Source organism: Myxococcus llanfairpwllgwyngyllgogerychwyrndrobwllllantysiliogogogochensis, from assembly GCF_006636215.1.
GTDB classification, from domain to species: domain Bacteria; phylum Myxococcota; class Myxococcia; order Myxococcales; family Myxococcaceae; genus Myxococcus; species Myxococcus llanfairpwllgwyngyllgogerychwyrndrobwllllantysiliogogogochensis.
The window spans coordinates 33,560-52,525 of sequence record NZ_VIFM01000001.1 but is presented as its reverse complement, the minus strand read 5'-3'; the positions used below and the strand labels follow the sequence as shown (position 1 = coordinate 52,525).

Genomic DNA, 18,966 nt, shown 5'->3' with positions numbered 1-18,966 from the left:
GGGTGTCGGTGGTAGCCTCCTGGGCGTGGGCCCCGGTTCCGTCGAATCGTGGGCTTGATGTCAGGAGTGCCTGGGATGCATGGGGCTGACGCCGAGTCCTTCGAGCTGGTGGTGCGGTCCGCCGGCGAGCAGTCCTCCCTCCGTCTCCGAGAGGCTCCGGGAGCCCGAGCCGCGGTGGAGCGAGCCGTCTCCCAGGCCGCCGCCCTCCGCGCCGCCGCGCCCGAGCCAAGCACCTTCGCGCGTCACCTCGGGGCCCAGCTTTCACGGGCGCCGGACCCGATGCGCGCGCTGGAGCGACTGCATGCCCGGGACCTCGCGCTCGCGCTCTCCTGCGCGCAGGGGCTGCCGGCGGCCTGCGCGCTCCTGGAGCAGGAGGTCCTCCTCAAGCTGCGCGTCCCCCTATCGCGCATCCATCCCTCGCCGGCGTTCGCGGACGAGGTGCTGCAGGTGCTCCGGGCCAACCTCCTGATGCCTCGCGAGGAGGCACCGTCACGGTTGCTTGGCTACTCGGGTATGGGTCCGCTGCTGCACTGGGTGAGCATCTCCGCGGTGCGGCTCGCGCTGAGGATGCGCAAGGCGCAGGGGGAAGAATCACACGTCGAGGCGGAGGTGCTCGCCGCACATCCCGCCCCGGGTGGGTTGGAGCTGGGCTTCGTCCGGGAGGAGGCTCGGGGGCATGTGCGCGCGGCCTTCATCCGGGCGGTGGCCTCGCTGGACGACGAGGACCGGGAGCTGCTGCGACTGCACTTCGTCGAGCGCCTCTCCCTGGAGCGCATGGGCGCGCTGTTCGACCTGCACAAGTCCACGCTCTCACGCAGGCTCTCCGCGGTGCAGACGCTGCTGGAGAAGCGCACGCGGCGAGCGCTCGCCGAGCGTCTGTCTCTGCCCGAGCCGGAAGTCGACAGCCTGATGCGCGCCATCCATGGCCGGTTGGACCTGAGCCTCTCGGGTCTGCTGGCGGTGCGCGAATGAGCTGCCCGGACGAGAACACGCTCTCGGGTTATGCGAATGGCGCGTTGGACTCGGAGGGCACGGCGGTCGTGCGCCAGCATGTCGCGGGCTGCTCGGAGTGCCGGAGCGTGCTCGCCGCGCTGGGCGGACTCGAGGCGCCTCCACCGCTGGTCGACACGGGGCTGCTCGTCTCCGGCGCGCGCGTGGGGCGGTACATGGTGCTCGGTCTGCTTGGCGAAGGAGGCATGGGGCGCGTCCATGCCGCCTATGACCCGGAGCTGGACCGCAAGGTGGCGCTCAAGCTGCTGAACCTCGCGAGGCTGGGGGTGGACTCCCTGGCCCAGGCGCGTCAGCGACTGGAGCGCGAGGCCCGCACGATGGCCCGGCTGTCGCATCCCCATGTTGCCCACTTGCACGACGTGGGCGAGTTCCAGGGGCAGCTCTTCCTGGTCATGGAGTTGGTCGAGGGCGGCACGCTCCGGCGGTGGTTGGCGGAGAAGCCGCGCACGCGCCGGGAAATCCTCGCGCGCTTCATCCAGGCGGCGGATGGGATCGCGGCGACGCACGCGCTGGGCATCATCCACCGCGACTTCAAGCCCGACAACGTCCTGCTGACGCGCGATGGTCAGGTGCGCATCACCGACTTCGGCCTGGCCAACGCGGCGGGTGCCCTGGAGCCTCTTCGAGAAGACGAGGCTCCAGTCCCTGGTGGAGAGTCGCTCACTGTCACCGGGGCGTTCCTGGGGACGCTCGCGTATGGCGCGCCGGAGCAGCTCCGCGGAGAGCGGGGGGATGCTCGCTCGGACCAGTTTGCCTTCTGCGTCGCGCTCTACGAGGCGCTCAACGGGCAGCGGCCCTTCGAGGGCGCCACGCGCGAGGAACTCCTGTCGTCCATGCAGCGCCAGGAGGTTCGTCCCGAGACGCGGGGCGTGCCCTCGTGGCTCAAGGCCGTGGTCCGGCGTGGACTCTCCGTGGACCCGTCGCGGCGTTTCGAGTCCATGCAGGTGCTGCGGGCCCAGCTCTCACGGGAGGTGGTGGCCTGGAAGCGCATCGCCGCCACGGCTGTGCTCGCGGGAGGCGTGGTGGGGCTGGGGTTCGTCGTGCTGGGGCCTTCAGCGGCGCCACCGAGCGAACTCTGTCAGGGCAGTGAGCGGCACCTCGCGGGCATCTGGGATGTGTCCGTGCGTGAGTCCACACATCTGGCCTTCCTGAGGACGGAGGACCCTTCTGCCGAAGCCTCGTTCCAGGCCGTGGCCTCATCACTGGAGCGGTGGACCCGGGACTGGATGCACGCGCATCAGTCCGCGTGCGAGGCGACTCGCGTCTTCGGTGAGCAGTCGGAGGCAGTGCTCGGGCTTCGGATGACGTGTCTGGACCAGCGGCTGGGAGAGCTGTCTCGGCTGACGGTGGTGCTGCAGGGAGCGGACGCGCGGACGGTGGAGCGGGGCTTCGGGCTGGGCGCCTCGATTGGCGGCGTGGGCCGCTGCGCGGACGTGCGCACGTTGCAGGAGGCCGTGTCTCCACCGGAAGACCCGAGGGTGCGCGCGGAGGTGGACGCGGTGCGCACGGAGCTGGCGCGGGCGAACGCGGAGCTGCTCGCGGGGCATACACCGGAGGCGCTGCGAATCGCGCTGCCTGCCCGGGAGCGCGCGCTCGCCACCCGGCATCGACCCCTGGAAGCGGAGGCGCATCAGCTCTGCGCGCTGTTGCAGGAGGATGCGGGAGCGTTCGAGGACGCGCGAGCGTCGCTGGCCCAGGGCTCGCTGGCGGCCGAGGCGGGGCGACACCTGGGTGTGCTCGCGCGGGTGCTGAAGTCGCAGGCCTGGCTGCATGGATATGGCTTGGGGCGCACCCCGGAGGCGTGGCCCTTCCTCCAGCGCGCCCGTGCCGTGGCGGAGACGCTGCGTGACGCCGAGCTGGACACGATGTTGGACAACGTGCAGGCGGAGCTGCTGGAGCAGGAGGGCCGCTTCTCGGAGGCGGAGCCGCTCTTGCGTGCGTCGCTGGAGACCGTCACCACGCGCGGACAGACGCACGCGCGTGCGGAGCTGAGTGGTCGGCTGGGCCTGCTGGCCCGGCAACAGGGGCGCCTGCTGGAGGCGAAGCATTGGCAGGAGGAGGCGCTGCGGCTCCATGAGGAGCACTTTGGTCCGGTGCACCGGGACACGGGTCGGGCCCTGGCGAACCTGGGTGGCACCCTGGCCCTGCTGGGTGAGTTGACGAGGGCCGAGGCGGTCCTCCAACGGGCGCTCGGAATCCTTCGCCGGACGCTGGGCGAGGAGAACCTGTCGGTGGCCCGGACGTTGTCCAACCTGGCCCTCGTCTACTTCGAGTGGGGACATGGGGCCCAGGCGCGCAAGGCCGCGGAGGAGAGCTGGGCGGTAGCGCGCGCGAGCGTGGCCGCGGACAGTCCGGTGCTGATGGGGATGGAGTCGAACCGGCTCGGCGTCCTGGGAGAGCAGGGTGAGCGTCCGCTGGAGCTGGCGCACGTGCGACGCGTCCTGGCGCATCGCGAGCGCGTCTACGGCGCCTCACACCCGGAGGTGGCCTTGGACGTCCACGAGGTGGGCAGGTTGCTGCGTCTGCTGGGGCGTCCGGACGAGGCGCGAGGTTTTCATGCGCGCGGCGTCTTGCTCCAGGCGCCCCTGGTCGCCAAGGGCGAGGTGGATGGCGCGGGGCTGCGAGCCCTGGCGGATGCCCTCCTCTTCCTGGGGCGGGTGGACGAGGCCCGGGGGCATGTGGAGCGGGCGCTCGTGAGCATGGAGAATGACTTGGGGCCTTCGTCGTCCGAGCGCATCGAGGCGTTGCTCCTCTTGGGGGACGTCCACCTCGCGCGGGGCCAGCCCTCCGAGGCCCTGGCGCCGCTGCGCACCGCGCTGGAGGTGCTCACGGCGCGGCAGGTGGTCTCCGCGCGTGTCCCAAGAGTGCGTCGTCGGCTCGCGCGGGCGCTCCGGCTGACGGGTGCGGTGGAGGAGGCCTGCGTGGAGGCTCGGCGCGCCTGGGAGGAGCTGTCCACCTGGAGCAAGGCCTATGCGCAGGAGACGGCGGAGGCGCGGGCCGAGCTGGGGCGCTGTCGCGGGGACGTGGATGATGGATGAGGAACGCCTGAGTAGGGCCCCCACCCTCAAATCATGAGGTTGCTCAAGCTCAAGTCCAGGCGACTGCGAATCAAGCCCAGGAAGCTCTCGAGCTGGGTGTCGTCGAGACGAAGTCGCGAAGCCAGCTCCGCGCGAGTGAGCTTCAGCAGCCGCCCACGGGCCAGCAGCACCCTGCGCGCGATGCCGGAGCGGGAGTCTCCGAAGACGGTGGCGAGCTGGGTCATGTTGTAGCCATGGAGGTGGTGCAGGCGCAGCAGTGCGCGCTCCGGTCCAGGCATGGCGGCCAATGCCTTGCGGAGCACGTCCGCGACGATGGTCCTCGAATCCTTTCGTAGCAACTCCAGCTCGGGGTCTCCGGGCGTGAGGAGCTGGACGTAGGTGTCCGGAGACTTTTCGGAGAAGGGAGTATGGCCCTCCCGGTTCGCGAGCCCCGCGGCGAGTCGGGCCGCGGAGATGGTCACCCAGGCCAGGAGCGGCCCTCGGCCTGAATAGCTCGCGATCCTCGCGGGCGTGTCCGCCCGGCCCAACAGCAACTGCTCGCGGAGCTGTTGGAGCGCTTCGTCCACCACGTCCCGGGGAAGGGTGTGGATGCGTTCGGGAATCCGTCGCAGGACGTGCCGCTCGAAGCCCCGCAGCGCGGATTCTTCCCCGGCGGCGCAGGCGCAGGCGAGATACAGGTCGCTCGCATGCAACTGGCGGAGCACTTCCGGCGCATTCTCCGCCGGCAGATGCCGGGCCATGTGCCGAAGGAACGTGGGGATATCGAGCGCCAGCTCGGGCCAGGCCTCCCGTGCGGAGGCGACGTGTCGCTCCAGGAGCGGCTCCAGCCCGTCCACATCGTCGAGGAGGGCGGCCTTCGCGGGCGGCAGCTCTGCTCGGAGCCACGCGGCGAGCACGAGGGCCGGGCTCGTCATCGCGAGGCCTCGAGCCGTTGTCGCGCCATCAGGTTGCGCAGCTCTGGAGCGGCCCGGACTCCCAGCCTGCCCAGGCGGGCCCTGGCTTCCTCGGTGAGTCGTGCAGCGCGGGCGAGGTCCGGAGATGGGTGTTGCTCCGCCACGGCGCGGGCCAGCAGGAAGGCGCCACGGCCCGCGTCCAGTGGGTCCAGGGGCGGGTGCCGCGTGTGGATGTCCCACGCTCTCTCGAGCAGGGGCAGCGCTTGCGCCGGCTCTTTCAGCGCGAGCCGCGCCTCCGCGACGCACGTGAGCTCCAGCGCCACGTCGCGGAGTTGTTGCAGCGCGGAGTCCTTCTCGTCGATGGCCAGGGCCCGTTGACAGTGCACCATGGCTTCTCGCGGCTGGCCCGAGGCCAGCGCCGTGTTGCCCAGCCAGATGTGCATGTCCGTGGACAGGACGCTGTCCTTGCCGTGCTCTTTCTCCGCGAGCTCGAGCGAGTCTCGCAGGTCTTTCTTCGCGGTCGCGAAGCGGCCCGCCGCGAGGTGTATCTGTCCGCGTATCAAGAGCGGCATGGCGTTGCGTGGAGACTCGGGCCCGAGGACGTTCCGGATGCGCGTCAGGGATTGCTCGCAGTAGGCGAGCGCTCGTTCGAGCTGGCCCGCATCCAGCTCCAGCAAGGCGAGCGCCTCCAGCGCCGCGGCCACCCGTGGATGATTGGGGCCATGGGCCTTCTCGAGAATGGCGAGCGCCCGTTCGAGGTGACCCCGGGCTTCGTCCAACTGCCCTTCGACCCGCAGGCGCGCTCCCAGGTTGAGCAGGGGCGATGCGAGGGCGACGTGCTCCGGTGCCTGGGTTCGCTCCTGGATGGTCAGGATTCTCCGCCAGCCGGCGATGGCCTGCTCGTACCGCCCCAGCAGCCACTGGTCCAACGCGATGCTGTTGTCGAGCGACAGGCGGGTGGCGTGCTCTGGAACGAACGTGGATTCGAGGATGGCGCGAGCCTCCTCGTGGAGCGTCAGGGCCTCTTCTCCTCGCTGCTGGGAGTAGCGAAGCTGTCCCAGCGCGAGCAGGAACATCGCGGTGTAGGGACTGGCGGGACCATGGGCCTCGCGGGAGAAGGCCAACCCCTGGAGGGCTTCGGCTTCGGCCTGCTCCAGCTTGCCGCGCTGCCTGAGCACCACGGCGCGCCACAGGTGCATGTCGGAGGTGGTGACTGGGAAGCGCATCCTCCCCACGCGTTCCACGGCGGCCCGGGCATGCTGGGTGATGCGCTCCGTGTCCTCCACGCGCGCCAGTTCATTGCCGACGACCCACAAGAGGAGCACCCAGGCGCGGGCCACCGACTCGTCGTCACCGCCCGCCTCCGCCGCGTACACGGCCTTGTAGAGGGTCGCCTCGGCCTCCTTCATCTTGCCGGACTTCCCCAGCAGGTCTCCCTGCACGAGCAGGACCTCCGCCTCCAGCGGTCGGAAGTCGAGCCCCTTCAGCGCCTCCGTCAGGGCCGGCGTCCGCGCGAGCGCGGTCGTGTACTGCCCGGCGAAGAGGAGGGCCTGGACCTGGGCCAGCTTGCTTCGCACCTCATCGACGCGACTCCGGATGGCCTCGGCGGGCTGCGGGCGCGTGGCCAGCGCGGGAGTGTCCCGACACGCGTCGAGCCCCTCGAGCGAGGTGAGCAGCCGAGGCACGTTCTGTAGGGTCAGCGGGTCCGCCTTCGCCAGCACCTCGACGGTGGCGGTGAAGCGCCAGAGTCGGGCGTCCAGACAGGTCGCGGTCTGCCAGGCGGGCGTCGACAGGTCGTCGCTCCTCGCGGCGCAGGACTCGCCACGCAGCGTCTGCCAGCGCTGGGCATATGCATCCAGCGCGGGGGCGAGCTGTGCCCAGACGGTGTCCGCATAAGGGGCCTTCGTGGCGAGAACAGCCTGCCGCACCTTCTCCCGCCGTGAGGGATTCCACGTCGAGGTGAGTCGTTGCACCTCCTGCTCGCAGCGCGCATCGTTTCGATGGGCCCACTGATATGCCGCGCCCGCACCCACCAGGACCATCAGCGAGAGCAGGGCCCAGGCCCGGGCCCGGTTGCGCCTGGGGGAAGGGGACAGCGCCGCGAGCAGGGCCTCCATGGAGGGGAACCGGTCCTCGGGGCGCGCCTGGATGCCCCGCAGCACCACGCGTCGTATCCACGCGGGAACGTGGACCGTGCCCTTCACGGGCCGGAGGATTCCCTCGCGCGCGGACCGGGCCAGCGTCTCCAGGTCGGCGCCCTCGAAAGGGCGGGCCCCGTAGAGGGCCTCGTGCAGTGCGACGCAGAAGCTGAACTGGTCGGAGCGCTCGTCGGCAATCCCTCCGTCCAGCAGCTCTGGCGCCATGTAGGCCGGGGTGCCGAGAAGGGCTCCAGTGCGGGTGAGGGGGCCAGGGGGAATCTCCTCGATGCGAAGGGCCTCGGGAGGTGGAGGCAGCGTTCCTCGGAGCATGGAGCGCGCGACGCCAAAGTCCGTCACGTAGACGCGGCCCTGGCCTCCCACCAGGACGTTGGCGGGCTTGAAGTCGCGATGCACGAGCCCCACGGCGTGTGCCGCGGCCAGGCCCCGTCCCGCTTCCAGGAAGATGCGCACCACTTCCCGCCAGGGGCGCTCCTGTCGGAGCCATTCTTCGAGCGTGGTGCCCTCCACCAGCTCCATGGCGAGGAACACGCTGTCCTCATGGGTGCCCACGTCATGGATGGTGACGACATTCGGATGGGAGAGGCGCGCGAGGGCCTGCGCTTCCTGGAGGAGTCGTTGCTGGAGCTCCTTGACCTCACGGCCCTCGGGGCGGAGGACCTTGAGCGCGACCTGTCGCGCCAGCGAGGGGTCCCTGGCGGCGTACACCACGCCCATGGCCCCCGCGCCGAGCTGTCGCTCCACCACGTACCGCGCGAAGGTCGCCCCGGGCTTCAAGGGCGTGCCCTCGGGCGGCCACGTGCGACAGGCCTCCAGGACCCACTGACACCCGACGCAACCCTCGACATGGACGAGGACCGCGCCCCGACGGTCCGCCGCGAGCATCCCCGCGAGGAGGTCGCTCAATGTGGTTTCGCCAGGGCACTCCGTCGTCATCCCTGGAAAGGCTAGCAGAAGCGGTGATGCGTTTTTCTGGGATGGCGTTGGGGCTCGGGACCTCTTTGGGAAGAAGCCCTCTGCCCCCCGGAGACCCCCTATGTCCGCCATCCCCTCGTCCAATGGAATGAACCCGAATGCAGCGGCAGCGGCCGCCGAAGCGGAGCGCCAGCGGCAGGCCGCCGAGGCCGCCCGTCGCGCCGAAGAGGCCCGTCGCGCCGCCGAGCTGGCCAAGGCCGCCGCCGCTGCCGCTGCTGACGCGAAGGTCCCGACGGCGAGGAACAGGCCCGAGTTCGCGGGGGCTCGTGATGAGTTCGTCCCCCAAGCCAACGCGCGCCCTCTCGTCAACCTGTCCGGTGCGGAAGCGCCTCCGGCCGCGCCGCCCGCCGGGCCTGCCATGGCGAAGGCCGAACTGCCGCCGCCGCCCGCCGCGCCCGCGCCACCTCCTGGTGCCACCCAGGCCCAGGCGGTCGCGGATGCGTTCACGAAGGGTGGCGCGGAGGCCGCCGCCGCCGAGCTGCGCAAGCAGACCGAGAACGCTCCTCCGGATGTCGCCGCTGAAGTCCTGCGCGCGGCCCAGCCGACCGTCGACAAAATCACCGAGGAGCTGGGCAAGCAGGCCAAGAAGCTCGATGGCGGGCAGTTCGACTCCTCGCTCATCGCCGAACCTCAAAAGAAGTACGACCAGGTGGTGACCGACCTGGCCGCCGCGACCAACATCGCGGTGAAGGATGGCAAGAACCAGGACGTGTTGCAGGCGGTGGGCGCGTCCATCACCCGCAACATCGACCAGAAGGACATCGGGCGGTTCGACGAGGCGCTGGGGAACGCCGTCACCCATGGTGCTGGCGCGAACCTCTCGCTCGAGGTCAGCCGCCAGCTCACGGAGACGGGGCGCGGCAAGCAGGCCGACGATATCCTCGAGAACGTGAAGGAGGGGACCAAGGCCTTCAACGACCACATGAAGGATGTGGCCAAGAAGGTCGAAGACCATAACGGGAAGCTCGCGGAGCTGATTCACGCTTGGGGCCCGTTGATGACCAAGGATGAGCTGACGAATGCCATCACCGAATACAAGAAGGGGTTCTCCGAATACGACGAGCTGGAGAAGCTCGGCGGGCAGATGGTCCGGACGGCCCAGTCCCTCAAGGAGATGCCCGAGAACCTGAAGGGCATGGACCACGCCGACGACATCATCAAGGCCAACGAGAAGCTCGTGGCCGAGCAGTTCCCTCGGATTGAGCAGAGCGGTGATGCCCAGCAGGAGCTGCAGGCGCTCTTCAAGCGGGAAGGCACGGGTGGGAACACCATCCTGAAAGACGTTCCCGCCATCGCCAAGACGACGGACAACGAGAAGGAGTTTCTCACGCAGTTCGCGACCACGTCGCTGAATGTCGTCGCGGCACAGACCATGACTGGCGCGGGCGGCTCGGAGCCGAACGCGTTCAACGAGATGCTCGAGGGTGTTCGCAGGAACGCGGCGCTGTTTGGCCTGCAACCGGAACAACTCAACGATGTCATCGCCAAGATTCAGAACGTGAAGACCGAGGCGGCGGCCTATCCCGTGCCCGACCCCGCATCGGGTGGCTCCTTCAGCGTCAACCTGCCCCCGGGACTGAATACCGCGCTCGAGTCATTGCGCGGGGCCATCGATGGGCTCAGCGGCATGGGGCTTTTCGCTTTCAATGATCCTCTGTCCAAGGCATTCCAATCGATGGGGGGCGTGGTCGCCGCATGGGGCGTTGGTACGACGGTGCCCAAGGCGTTCGATAATCCCAGCGTCACGAATGTCCTCACCGCCATCAACACCACGTTGGGCGCCGCCCTGCAGGTTGAAGCACTGGCGGGGCTCTTCCGCGCCACCCCTCAGTCCGGCGCCGCGATCGGCAGCAGATGGGCCGCGGGCAAGTTCCTTGGCGCAGTGGGGGCGGGAATCACCCTCGCGCAGGGGGTGATGGCCGCGAAGGATGGAGACCTCGCCAAGGCAGGCATCTATGCGGCTCAGACGGCGGGTCAGATGGCGTTGGTTGCAACAGGGTTCGTCGGCGTCTCGGCAAGTCTGGCCCTGACTGGTGTGGGAATCGTGCTGGCGGTCGGAGCGGCCTGGGGGTTCCGTCAGCTCGACAAGGTGAGGGCCTCCAACAAGCACGAGAACGAACACACCGAGGACTTCCTGAAGGGAGGCGGTGTCACCCAGGATGGCGTCGCCCACCACCTGCGCAATGCCGATGAGGATGGCCGCAGCGTGGGGCCGGTGCTCACTGCGCTGGCAAGACACATCGGTGTCGATCCGACAGCGATGCTGGACTACGTGCAGGGGCTGCCCAAGGACAAGGTCCTGGCCCTGGTTGAGGCGTGCCACGAGGTCGACGCCAACAAGGAAGGAGTGTTCCCAGCCAAGAGTCCGAAAGATGAATCGCTGAAGCCGGATAGCCTGGGACCCGCACCCATCCTTCAATCACCCAACAGTCTGAACGGGCTTGTGCTCTGGGCCCAGTTGAGAGGGTACGAGCTTCCCGCCCCGCGTCAGGCGTAGCGGCTTCAAGGGGAGCGACATCAACGGCGAGGGGGCGCGGTCATCACCCGCGCCCCCGTGGTCCACGGTCCCTGGTCAGCGGATGTACGTCGCGAGGTGCTCAGCGGTCAGCGTCGAGCGCGCCGCGACCAGGTCGGCCGGGGTGCCCTCGAAGACAATCTTCCCGCCCTCGTGGCCCGCGCCCGGTCCCAGGTCGATGATCCAATCGGCGTGCGCCATGACCGCCTGGTGGTGCTCGATGACGATGACCGACTTGCCGGAATCGACCAGCCGGTCCAACAGCCCGAGCATCTGCTCGACGTCGGCCAGGTGCAGTCCGGTGGTCGGTTCATCCAGCACGTAGATTCCGCCGTCCGTGCCCATGTGCGTCGCGAGCTTCAGCCGCTGCCGCTCGCCACCCGACAGCGTCGTGAGCGGCTGGCCGAGCCGCAGGTAGCCGAGCCCGACGTCGGCCATGTGCGTGAGAATCTCATGCGCGGCCGGCGTCTTCGCCGCGCCGGAACCGAAGAATGCGACCGCGTCCTTGACGGGCAGGTCGAGCACCTCGGCGATGTTGAGCCCGCCGAGCTTGTATTTCAGCACCGCCGCCTGGAACCGTCGGCCCTCGCAGTCCTCGCAGGGCGTGCTGATGCCGGCCATCATCGCCAGGTCGGTGTAGATGACTCCGGCGCCGTTGCACGTGGGGCAGGCGCCCTCGGAGTTGGCGCTGAACAAGGCGGGCTTCACGCCGTTGGCCTTCGCGAACGCCTTGCGAATGGGCTCCAGCATGTCCGTGTACGTCGCGGGGTTGCTCCGCCGCGAGCCCCGAATCGGGGCCTGGTCGACCGACACCACTCCGTCCCTGCCCGACACCGAGCCGTGAATCAGGGAACTCTTTCCCGACCCGGCCACGCCCGTCACCACCACCAGCACACCGAGCGGGATGTCGACGTCGACCTTCTTCAGGTTGTGGGAGCTGGCGCCGCGGATTTTCAGCGCCCCCGACGACTTGCGCACCGACGGCTTCAACGAGGCCCGGTCGTCCAGGTGCCGTCCGGTCAGCGTCTTGCTGGCCCGCAGCGCGGCGACGGTGCCCTCGAACACCACCTCACCACCGGCGGTGCCAGCGCCAGGGCCCAGGTCGACGACGTGGTCGGCGATCTCGATGACCTCCGGCTTGTGCTCCACGACGAGCACGGTGTTGCCCTTGTCGCGCAGCCGCAGCAGCAGGTTGTTCATCCGCTGGATGTCGTGCGGGTGCAGGCCGACCGTCGGCTCGTCGAACACGTACGTCACATCCGTGAGCGCGGACCCGAGGTGACGAATCATCTGCGTGCGCTGGGCTTCACCGCCCGACAGCGTCCCCGACGGTCGGTCCAGGCTCAGATATCCCAGGCCAATCTCCACGAACGAGTCGAGCGTCTGCCGCAGCGTCGCCAGCAGCGGCGCGATGGACGGCTCGTTCAGCCCGCGAATCCACTCGGCCAGGTCGCTGATCTGCATCGCGCAGGCGTCCGCGATGTTGATCTTCTTGATTTTGGAGGACCGGGCGGCCGCGTTGAGCCGGGTGCCGCCACACTCGGGACAGGGGGTGAACGTCACCGCGCGCTCCACGAACGCACGGATGTGCGGCTGCATCGCCTCCTTGTCCTTGGTCAGGAACGACTTCTGGATTCGCGGAATCAGGCCCTCGTAGGTCAGGTTGATGCTCTCGAACTTCACCTTGATGGGCTCGTGATGGAGGAAGTCGTGGAGCTCCTTCTTCGTGTACTTTCGAATGGGCTTGTTTGGGTCGACGAAGCCCGAGGCCGCGAAGATGCGCACCTGCCAGCCGTCGGGGGTGTACCCAGGAATCGTGAGCGCGCCCTCGGCGAGCGACTTCGTGTCGTCGTACAACTGCGCCAGGTCGATATCCGTCACCGAGCCCATGCCCTCGCAGCGCGGGCACATGCCGCCGGCGGCCGTGAACTCGCGCTTCTCGGTCTTCCCGTCGCCCTTCTCGACTGAAACCTCTCCGACCCCTCGGACCGACGGGATGTTGAAGGAGAAGGCGTTGGACGAGCCGATGTACGGCTTGCCGAGGCGGCTGAACAGCACCCGCAGCATCGCGTTGGCGTCGGTCGCCGTGCCGACCGTCGAGCGGGAGTTGGCGCCCATCCGCTCCTGGTCGACGATGATGGCCGGCGTCAGCCCCTCCAGGACGTCGACCTCCGGCCGGCCCAGGCTCGGCATGAACCCCTGCACGAACGCGCTGTAGGTCTCATTGATGAGCCGCTGCGACTCCGCGGCGATGGTGCCGAACACCAGCGACGACTTGCCCGAGCCCGACACGCCGGTGAACACCGTCAGCCGTCGCTTGGGGAGCTCGACGCTCACGTCCTTCAAGTTGTTCTCACGTGCGCCCCGGACGCGAATCAGGTCGTGGCGGTCCGCGGGAGGCTGGCTGGGGGAGGGCTTGCGCTCAGTCATGGCTTGGGAACCAACGGCAGTGGGGTGGGGTGTGGGACATCCGAACGGCCTGGCCGTCCGGCCGCTCAGCTTCTACGTCGACAGGCGGCCGACGGCGAGTAATATGCCTTGACGGGTATATACCTCAATGGGTATGTATGGGGCGTGGAATCATCGTTCGCCATCATCGCGGAGCCGCACAGACGGGCCATCCTGAGCCTGCTGCTCTCATCGGAGCGCTCCGTGGGCGACATCGAGCGCGAGCTTCGATTGTCGCAGCCGTCCGTCTCCAAGCACCTGCGGGTGCTGCGGGACGCCGGGTTCGTGGAATCACGTATCGAAGCGCAGCGTCGCCTCTATCGACTGAGACCGGAGCCGCTCATGGAACTCGACGAATGGCTGATTCCCTTCAGGCGCTTCTGGTCGAAGCACCTGGATGCGCTGGAGCAGCACCTGGACAAGATGGACAAGGTTCCTCCTGTGAAAGGAAAGAAGAAACATGAGCAGCCGTGAGCACTACATGCCGGGTGCCGCTTCTGGTGCCAGGATTCAGAAAGAGGGAGAGAAGTGGACGCTCGTGGTCGTGCGCGACCTCTCCCATCCTCCCGAGAAGGTCTGGCGGGCCATCACCCAGCCCGAGCATCTGCGCGAATGGGCGCCGTTCGACTCTGACCGGAACCTCGGGAGCCTGGGCACCGCGAAGCTGTCGACCGTGGGCGCTCCGACGCAGATGGTCGCCGAGACGCAGATCAAGCGGGCCGACGAGCCCCGGCTGCTCGAATACAGCTGGGGAGGACAGGACCTCCGCTGGGAATTGGAGCCGCAGGGCGCCGGCACCCGGCTCACGCTCTGGCACAACATCAACCGTGGCTTCATCGCCATGGGCGCCGCCGGATGGCACATCTGCTTCGATGTGATGGATCGGCTGCTCGCAGGTCAGCCCATCGGACGCCTCGTCGGCCCTGACGCCATGCGGTTCGACGGCTGGCAGCGCTTGCATGTCGAGTACGCCAAGCAGTTCGGCGTTGAAGCTCCCTCCTTCTAACCCCCGTTGGACATGAACATGCACCGCTCAAAAGGTATCGTCATTGGCTTCTGGGTCGTCACCGCGCTGCTCTGCCTGCAGATGGGCTTCACCGCCTACGCGCAGCTGAGCATGCCGGAGGTGGCGGAGGCGATCGCCCAGCTCGGCTTCCCTCACTACTTCCGCAAGGAGCTCGCGTGGGCCAAGTTGCTCGGCGTGGTGCTGTTGCTCGCGCCGGTGCCGGCGCGGCTCAAGGAGTGGGCCTATGCGGGCTTCGCCTACACCCTCGTCTCGGCGCTCATCGCCCACCTCGCGATGGGACACGGCCCGGAGTCGTGGATCTACGCGGTGGTCACCGGAGTACTCTGGGGGCTCTCGTACTTCTTCTGGCGCCGCCTGCAGGCCCCGTCCGTTGGGCTCCGCCCGGCGACCGCCTGAGCGCTGGACCTTCTAGGAGGAGACCATGAAAAAGCCCGTCGCGAGTGAAGGCCCGTCGGCATCGGAGCTCATCTCGCAGAGAATCGTCGACCTTGGGGGCTGGCGTGGGGAGACCCTCGCCAGGATGCGCAAGCTCATCAAGGATGCGGACCCGGACGTCGTCGAGGAGTGGAAGTGGATGGGCACTCCGGTCTGGTCGCACGACGGCATCATCTGCACGGGCGAGTCCTACAAGGAGGTCGTGAAGCTGACCTTCATCAAGGGCGCCTCCCTGATGGACCCGGGCGGGCTCTTCAATTCGAGCCTCGAAGGGAATACGCGCCGCGCCATCGACATCCGCGAAGGAGAGAAGGTGGATGCGGCCGCGTTCAAGCTGCTCATTCGCCAGGCGATCGACCTCAACAGCGAGGGCAAGGCGAAGCCTTCGAAGGCGAAGCCAGTGGCGAAGGCCAGTCCCGCGAAGGCGAAGCCGGTAGTGAAGGCGAAGCCCTCGAAGGCGAAGGCGGTGGTGAAGGCCAAACCCTCGAAGGCGAAGCCGGCGGTGAAGGCCAGGCCCTCGAAGAAGGCGAAGTCCTGAGTGATTCCGCCCCTGCGTGGTTCCGCACGGGGCGCCTCATTTCGGGTCTGGAGAAGAGGCTGAGCGGATGAGGTCGGACACGCCGCCGCTGATGAAAGAGGCGGCGGCGTTCGCGCTGATTTCAGGAGCGGCGCGGGTGGCCGCTCACATCCGTTCGCCAGGCAATTTGCTGGCTTGCTTCACCCACCTGGCGAACTGAGCTTCGTCGAGCGGAGTGTCCTCTCGGATGTCGAGGTAGCGCGTGTCCTGGCTCTTGGATTCGCCCGGGGGGAGAGGACGCAGCGAGGTGCCGCGGAAGAAAGCCACCTTGACGTACTTCGCGAAGCAATGGACGCCGAGGAACCAGCCCTGGTCTTCGACTCCGTACATCGGCGAGTTCCATTTGACTGCCTTACTCACGCCGGGGACGGTGCGCGAGATGAGCGCGTCGAGGCGGTGCCCGACGTCGCGTTTCCACCCCGGCATGGCCGCGATGTAGGCCTGCACGGGGGCGTCGCCGTAGCCCTTCGCGATTTGAGGATTGCCGCCGGAGAGGAGGCGAGGCTCCTTGGCGCTCTTGCGCGGGGCCGGGGTGGCTTTGGGCGCCGCACGGCGCGCCGGTGATTTCTTCGCCGGGGCCTTCGTGGGCTTGGGCTTGCTGGCTTTGGCGGCGGTCTTCTTGGCGACCTTCGCCGACTTCCGGGGTGTCTTGCCGGCCATTGTGCTCCCTCCTGGACCTCGGTGGCTTTGACGCACGTCATTCCAACGACTGGAGGATAAGCCTCGCGGCCCAGGCTGCCGAGGGCAACCTTCACTTCAGCTCAGCTCAGCGCAGACCGTCCAGGAGCGCGGCGAGCGCCTCGGGCTGCGACGCGAATGGCGAGTGCGAGGCCTCCAATGACTCGACGGTGAAGGCATTGCCGGGCGTGAAGGCGTTGGCCTCGCGAATCATCAACGCCTGGAGCGCCGGTGCCAGTGCGCGGTCCTGGGTGCAGCGAAGATAGCTGCGAGGAATCCGGCCCCAGCGCGCCGGGGTGGCTCCCACCTTGGCGGTCCAGAGCGACAAGGGGAGGTCCGGCGTCAGGGAGAGCGCGAAGGGCAGGAAGTCCGCCAGGGGCACATCCTGGTAGTACGCCTCGCGAAGGGCCTCCAGGTAGTCCGTGCCTCCGCGAGGGTTGATGCGCACCGCGCCCAGCTTCCCCGGGTCCCCGAGGAACAGTGTCTCCCCGTAGCCGGTGCGCGCCTCGGGCAGTTCGTTGTAGCCACTGGGGCTTCCCAGTCGCAGGGGGCAGTACGCGCTCAGGTAGACGAGCCGGCCGATGTGCTGTGGCGCCAGCTCTCCCGCCCGCGTGATGACGGCGCCGCCCACGCTGTGGCCCACGAGGACGGGCTTCGTCCCGCCCGCCCCCTGTCGCAGCTTCTCCAGCGCGGTGACCACGGCGACGGCGCAGTCCTCCAAGGTGAGGTCCGCCTGCGGTGAGCGCTCCTCGAGGAGCTTTGCCGCATCACCCGTCACGTAGGCCGAGGGAAACCGCGCATTGAGGCCGTGTCCAGGCAGGTTGATGGCCACCACCTGGTGGCCTCGCGCGGAGAGTGCCTCCGTGAGGCGCGCCCAGTGGAGGGCGTTGTGCCAGGCGCCATGCACCAGGAGGAACGAGCGACGGGGTTGCTTGCCCCGCTCGGACGCGGCGGCGAGGGCACCTTGCATCGGGAGCATGCCCGCGCCCAGGAGGGCGGTCTTCATCAGGTCGCGACGATTCATGAGGTCCTTATTTGGTGGAGCGGGCATTCGCGCCCAGCGCGCGAGCGAGCCGGTCTCGACGGCCCGCGAGCTCCAGGAGCTGCTGGTCGAACTCCGCCAGCCGCTTGCGGTGGAGCGCGAGCGCCTGCGGGCAGATGGCATGCGTGACGTCGCGGAGCATGCAGGGGGGAAAGGTGGCGATGTCCCCCAGGGAGAAGCCCAGCCGGATGAGGTGGGCCACCTGCATCACCCGGGGCACCGACTCCCCATCGAAATCCCGGTAGCCATTCGCGCGTCGATTCGACCTGAGGAGCCCCGTCTTCTCATAGTGACGGATGGAGCGCGCACTGCAGCCCGTGCGCCTGGCGAGTTCTCCGATGTTCATCCGGCTCTCTTGGAAACGAACGCTAGCCCCTGACACCAGTGTCAAGGTCAAGACCCGCGACGGTGCGTCGCGGGTCGGCTTCGTCTTCGAGAGCTTAGCGAACCTCGAACTCGTAGATTCGCGTCGCCGGGTCTCCATTCTGGGTGGGCGTCGTCACGTTGAGCTTGATGTAGCGCGCCGACGTCGAGGTGATGGCGTGCGTGGAGCTGCTGGCGGTGTTGGTGCTCACCGTGACAGGCGTGCTCCAGGTGGTCCCATTGCTCGACGTCTGGATGGTGAACGCCTGGGTGTTCCAGCTCGTGTTCTCACCCCCGGCCCCCGCGTGCTTGAGGGTGAAGCTGCTGACCGTCTGCGCCGAGCCCAGGTCCACCTGCATCCACGCCGGCGAGACCAGCGAGCAGAACTTGTCGGTGGTGCCGCCCGAGACGCTGCCGTTGACCGCCTTGGCCGCGGACTCGTTGCTGTTGCAGGCGGCCGAGCTGGTGGTGGGCTTGTTCAGCGCCAGATTGGCGACGCCCGCGCCGACCGAGACCGTCTGGCTCTTGGTATTACTCGCGCCGCCGTTGTCGGTGACGGTGAGGGTGACGTTGTAGTTGCCGGCACTCGCATAGGTGCGCGAGGGGTTCGTCGCGGTGGAGGTGCCGCCGTCGCCGAAGTTCCAACTGCGCGAGGTGATGGTGCCGTCGGCGTCGGTAGACGAGTCGCTGAAGGTCGCGGTGAGGCTGCTGACGGTGACGCCGAAGTTCGCCACCGGCGGGGTGTTGCCGCTGACCGCGGTGTTGATGGCCGCCGCGTACTGCGCGCTCGTGCCCTGCGCGGAGCACCGCTGGATGTCGTCGTACAACCACATGAAGCCGCCGCGAATGCCAGCGCTGGTCTTCCAGCCGCTCATCCGGCTCTGCACCGAGGCCGGGCTGTCGCCCGAAGTGCAGCCAGTGCCATGCCTGGACCACAGGCCCGGGTCGACCGTCATGCCCATCGCGGTGTTCCAGCTCGCCGGGTTGTTGCCGGCGCCGCCGTCGTACACCTGAAGGTAGATTCTATCGACGGCACTGCCCAGGTTGTCCTTGAGGCTCCGCCAGAACGTCTGCTGGGTGTACGGCGCGAAGGTGATTTTGTAACCCTGGCCGATGAGCATCTGTCCGAAGGTCGTCGTTGGAGCCAGGGCGTAGGCGCTCTCGTCGTCGAAGTTCACCGCGTCGGCGCCGGTGGCGGCCTTCAGCGCCTGGAAGTTCCTGTACAGGATGCTGTTGCTGCCGGTGCCGCAGACGAGGGTGGTGCCGCAGCCGGCGGCGGTGCCATTGACCAGTCTGGCCATGCGCTCGAAGTCCGGAACGCTCCAGGCACCGATGGAAACCTCGATGCGATTCACCGAGGTCGGCGCGGTCTTGAGCGTTGCCAGGCGCGTCGGCCACGCGGCATCACCCATGTAGGCGCCGTTCCTGACCACGGGGATGTCGTTGTAGACGAGGTCGCCGTTGTCCTCGATGTGGAAGCTCCACAGGATGATGGTGGTGAAGCCCGAGGCGCGCAGGTCGTCCATCACCGCGGTGCCGCCGGAGTAGAACGGGCCACCGCCGTAGACCGCGGAGGCCGCGCTGGCGTCCGGTGCGGCGACGGCCAGGGCGAGGGCGGCGAGTGCTGGCAACAGGCGGCGGGAGAGGGGTGGCGCTGACTGGCTTGGTTTCGACATGGATGGCTCCTCGGCATTGAGCGTCGCGAACGACGCAATGGACGGCGATGCGCGTCTGCCTGTGAGAGCCATTGCGCTCGCTCACACCAGCAGGCGCTCCGGGTCGCCAGCGTCGGCGACAGGCCAACCTTG

Annotated in this window: 13 protein-coding genes and 1 pseudogene; 7 read left to right on the top strand and 7 right to left on the bottom strand. The window is 68.3% G+C overall.

All coding sequences use genetic code 11. The features are described from left to right. The first annotated feature begins 75 nt into the window (after positions 1-75). Together FJV41_RS00085 and FJV41_RS00080 are read left to right on the top strand one after the other, a co-directional pair. Positions 76-972 carry a transcriptional regulator gene (locus FJV41_RS00085; protein ID WP_141640299.1) on the top strand — a complete coding sequence of 299 codons (897 nt, stop codon included), beginning with the start codon at positions 76-78 and terminating at the stop codon, positions 970-972. After that, the gene (locus FJV41_RS00080; protein ID WP_141640298.1) at positions 969-4,049 is read left to right on the top strand and encodes a serine/threonine-protein kinase; all 3,081 of its coding nucleotides are present in this window, start codon (positions 969-971) and stop codon (positions 4,047-4,049) included. Before FJV41_RS00085 ends, FJV41_RS00080 begins: the two co-directional genes overlap by 4 nt. 26 nt (positions 4,050-4,075) lie before the next feature. Here FJV41_RS00080 and FJV41_RS00075 read toward each other — a convergent pair whose 3' ends face one another. Further along, positions 4,076-4,963, bottom strand: coding sequence for an RNA polymerase subunit sigma-70 (locus FJV41_RS00075; RefSeq protein ID WP_141640297.1), 888 nt, complete (start codon positions 4,961-4,963; stop codon positions 4,076-4,078). Beyond that, entirely contained in the window at positions 4,960-8,004 is a 3,045-nt protein-coding gene (locus tag FJV41_RS00070; RefSeq protein WP_246136905.1) for a serine/threonine-protein kinase, read from the bottom strand. Before FJV41_RS00070 ends, FJV41_RS00075 begins: the two co-directional genes overlap by 4 nt. Before the next feature lie 130 nt (positions 8,005-8,134). On the opposite strand from FJV41_RS00070, the gene FJV41_RS00065 reads away from it, so the two are divergent. Next, positions 8,135-10,570 carry a hypothetical protein gene (locus FJV41_RS00065; RefSeq protein WP_141640295.1) on the top strand — a complete coding sequence of 812 codons (2,436 nt, stop codon included), beginning with the start codon at positions 8,135-8,137 and terminating at the stop codon, positions 10,568-10,570. A gap of 75 nt (positions 10,571-10,645) precedes the next feature. Here the strand turns inward: FJV41_RS00065 and FJV41_RS00060 are convergent, their stop codons facing one another. After that, positions 10,646-13,018: an ATP-binding cassette domain-containing protein gene (locus FJV41_RS00060; RefSeq protein WP_141640294.1), complete on the bottom strand. Its 2,373-nt coding sequence runs from the start codon at positions 13,016-13,018 to the stop codon at positions 10,646-10,648. Between the two features lie 144 nt (positions 13,019-13,162). Here FJV41_RS00060 and FJV41_RS00055 point away from each other — a divergent pair, with 144 nt between their 5' ends. The 4 genes and pseudogenes from FJV41_RS00055 to FJV41_RS00040 form a co-directional block, all read left to right on the top strand. After that, entirely contained in the window at positions 13,163-13,510 is a 348-nt protein-coding gene (locus FJV41_RS00055) for an ArsR/SmtB family transcription factor (protein WP_141640293.1), read from the top strand. Then, positions 13,497-14,042, top strand: a complete 546-nt coding sequence (locus FJV41_RS00050; protein ID WP_141640292.1) for an SRPBCC family protein — start codon at positions 13,497-13,499, stop codon at positions 14,040-14,042. Before FJV41_RS00055 ends, FJV41_RS00050 begins: the two co-directional genes overlap by 14 nt. A gap of 18 nt (positions 14,043-14,060) precedes the next feature. Continuing rightward, entirely contained in the window at positions 14,061-14,459 is a 399-nt protein-coding gene (locus FJV41_RS00045; protein WP_141640291.1) for a DoxX family protein, read from the top strand. A gap of 25 nt (positions 14,460-14,484) precedes the next feature. Further along, positions 14,485-14,895, top strand: a pseudogene (locus FJV41_RS00040) (DUF1801 domain-containing protein); the annotation flags it as partial. Positions 14,896-15,180: 285 nt separating this feature from the next. On the opposite strand, the gene FJV41_RS00035 reads toward FJV41_RS00040, so the two are convergent. The 4 genes from FJV41_RS00035 to FJV41_RS00020 all read right to left on the bottom strand — a co-directional run bounded on the left by FJV41_RS00035 (position 15,181) and on the right by FJV41_RS00020 (position 18,834). Next, on the bottom strand, positions 15,181-15,735 hold the full coding sequence (locus FJV41_RS00035; RefSeq protein ID WP_141640289.1) for a DUF1801 domain-containing protein: 555 nt from the start codon (positions 15,733-15,735) through the stop codon (positions 15,181-15,183). Between the two features lie 106 nt (positions 15,736-15,841). Next, positions 15,842-16,777 carry an alpha/beta fold hydrolase gene (locus tag FJV41_RS00030; protein WP_141640288.1) on the bottom strand — a complete coding sequence of 312 codons (936 nt, stop codon included), beginning with the start codon at positions 16,775-16,777 and terminating at the stop codon, positions 15,842-15,844. Between the two features lie 7 nt (positions 16,778-16,784). Continuing rightward, positions 16,785-17,141 carry a MerR family transcriptional regulator gene (locus tag FJV41_RS00025; RefSeq protein ID WP_141640287.1) on the bottom strand — a complete coding sequence of 119 codons (357 nt, stop codon included), beginning with the start codon at positions 17,139-17,141 and terminating at the stop codon, positions 16,785-16,787. 94 nt (positions 17,142-17,235) lie between these two features. Beyond that, entirely contained in the window at positions 17,236-18,834 is a 1,599-nt protein-coding gene (locus FJV41_RS00020) for a PKD domain-containing protein (protein ID WP_141640286.1), read from the bottom strand. Positions 18,835-18,966 lie beyond the last annotated feature (132 nt).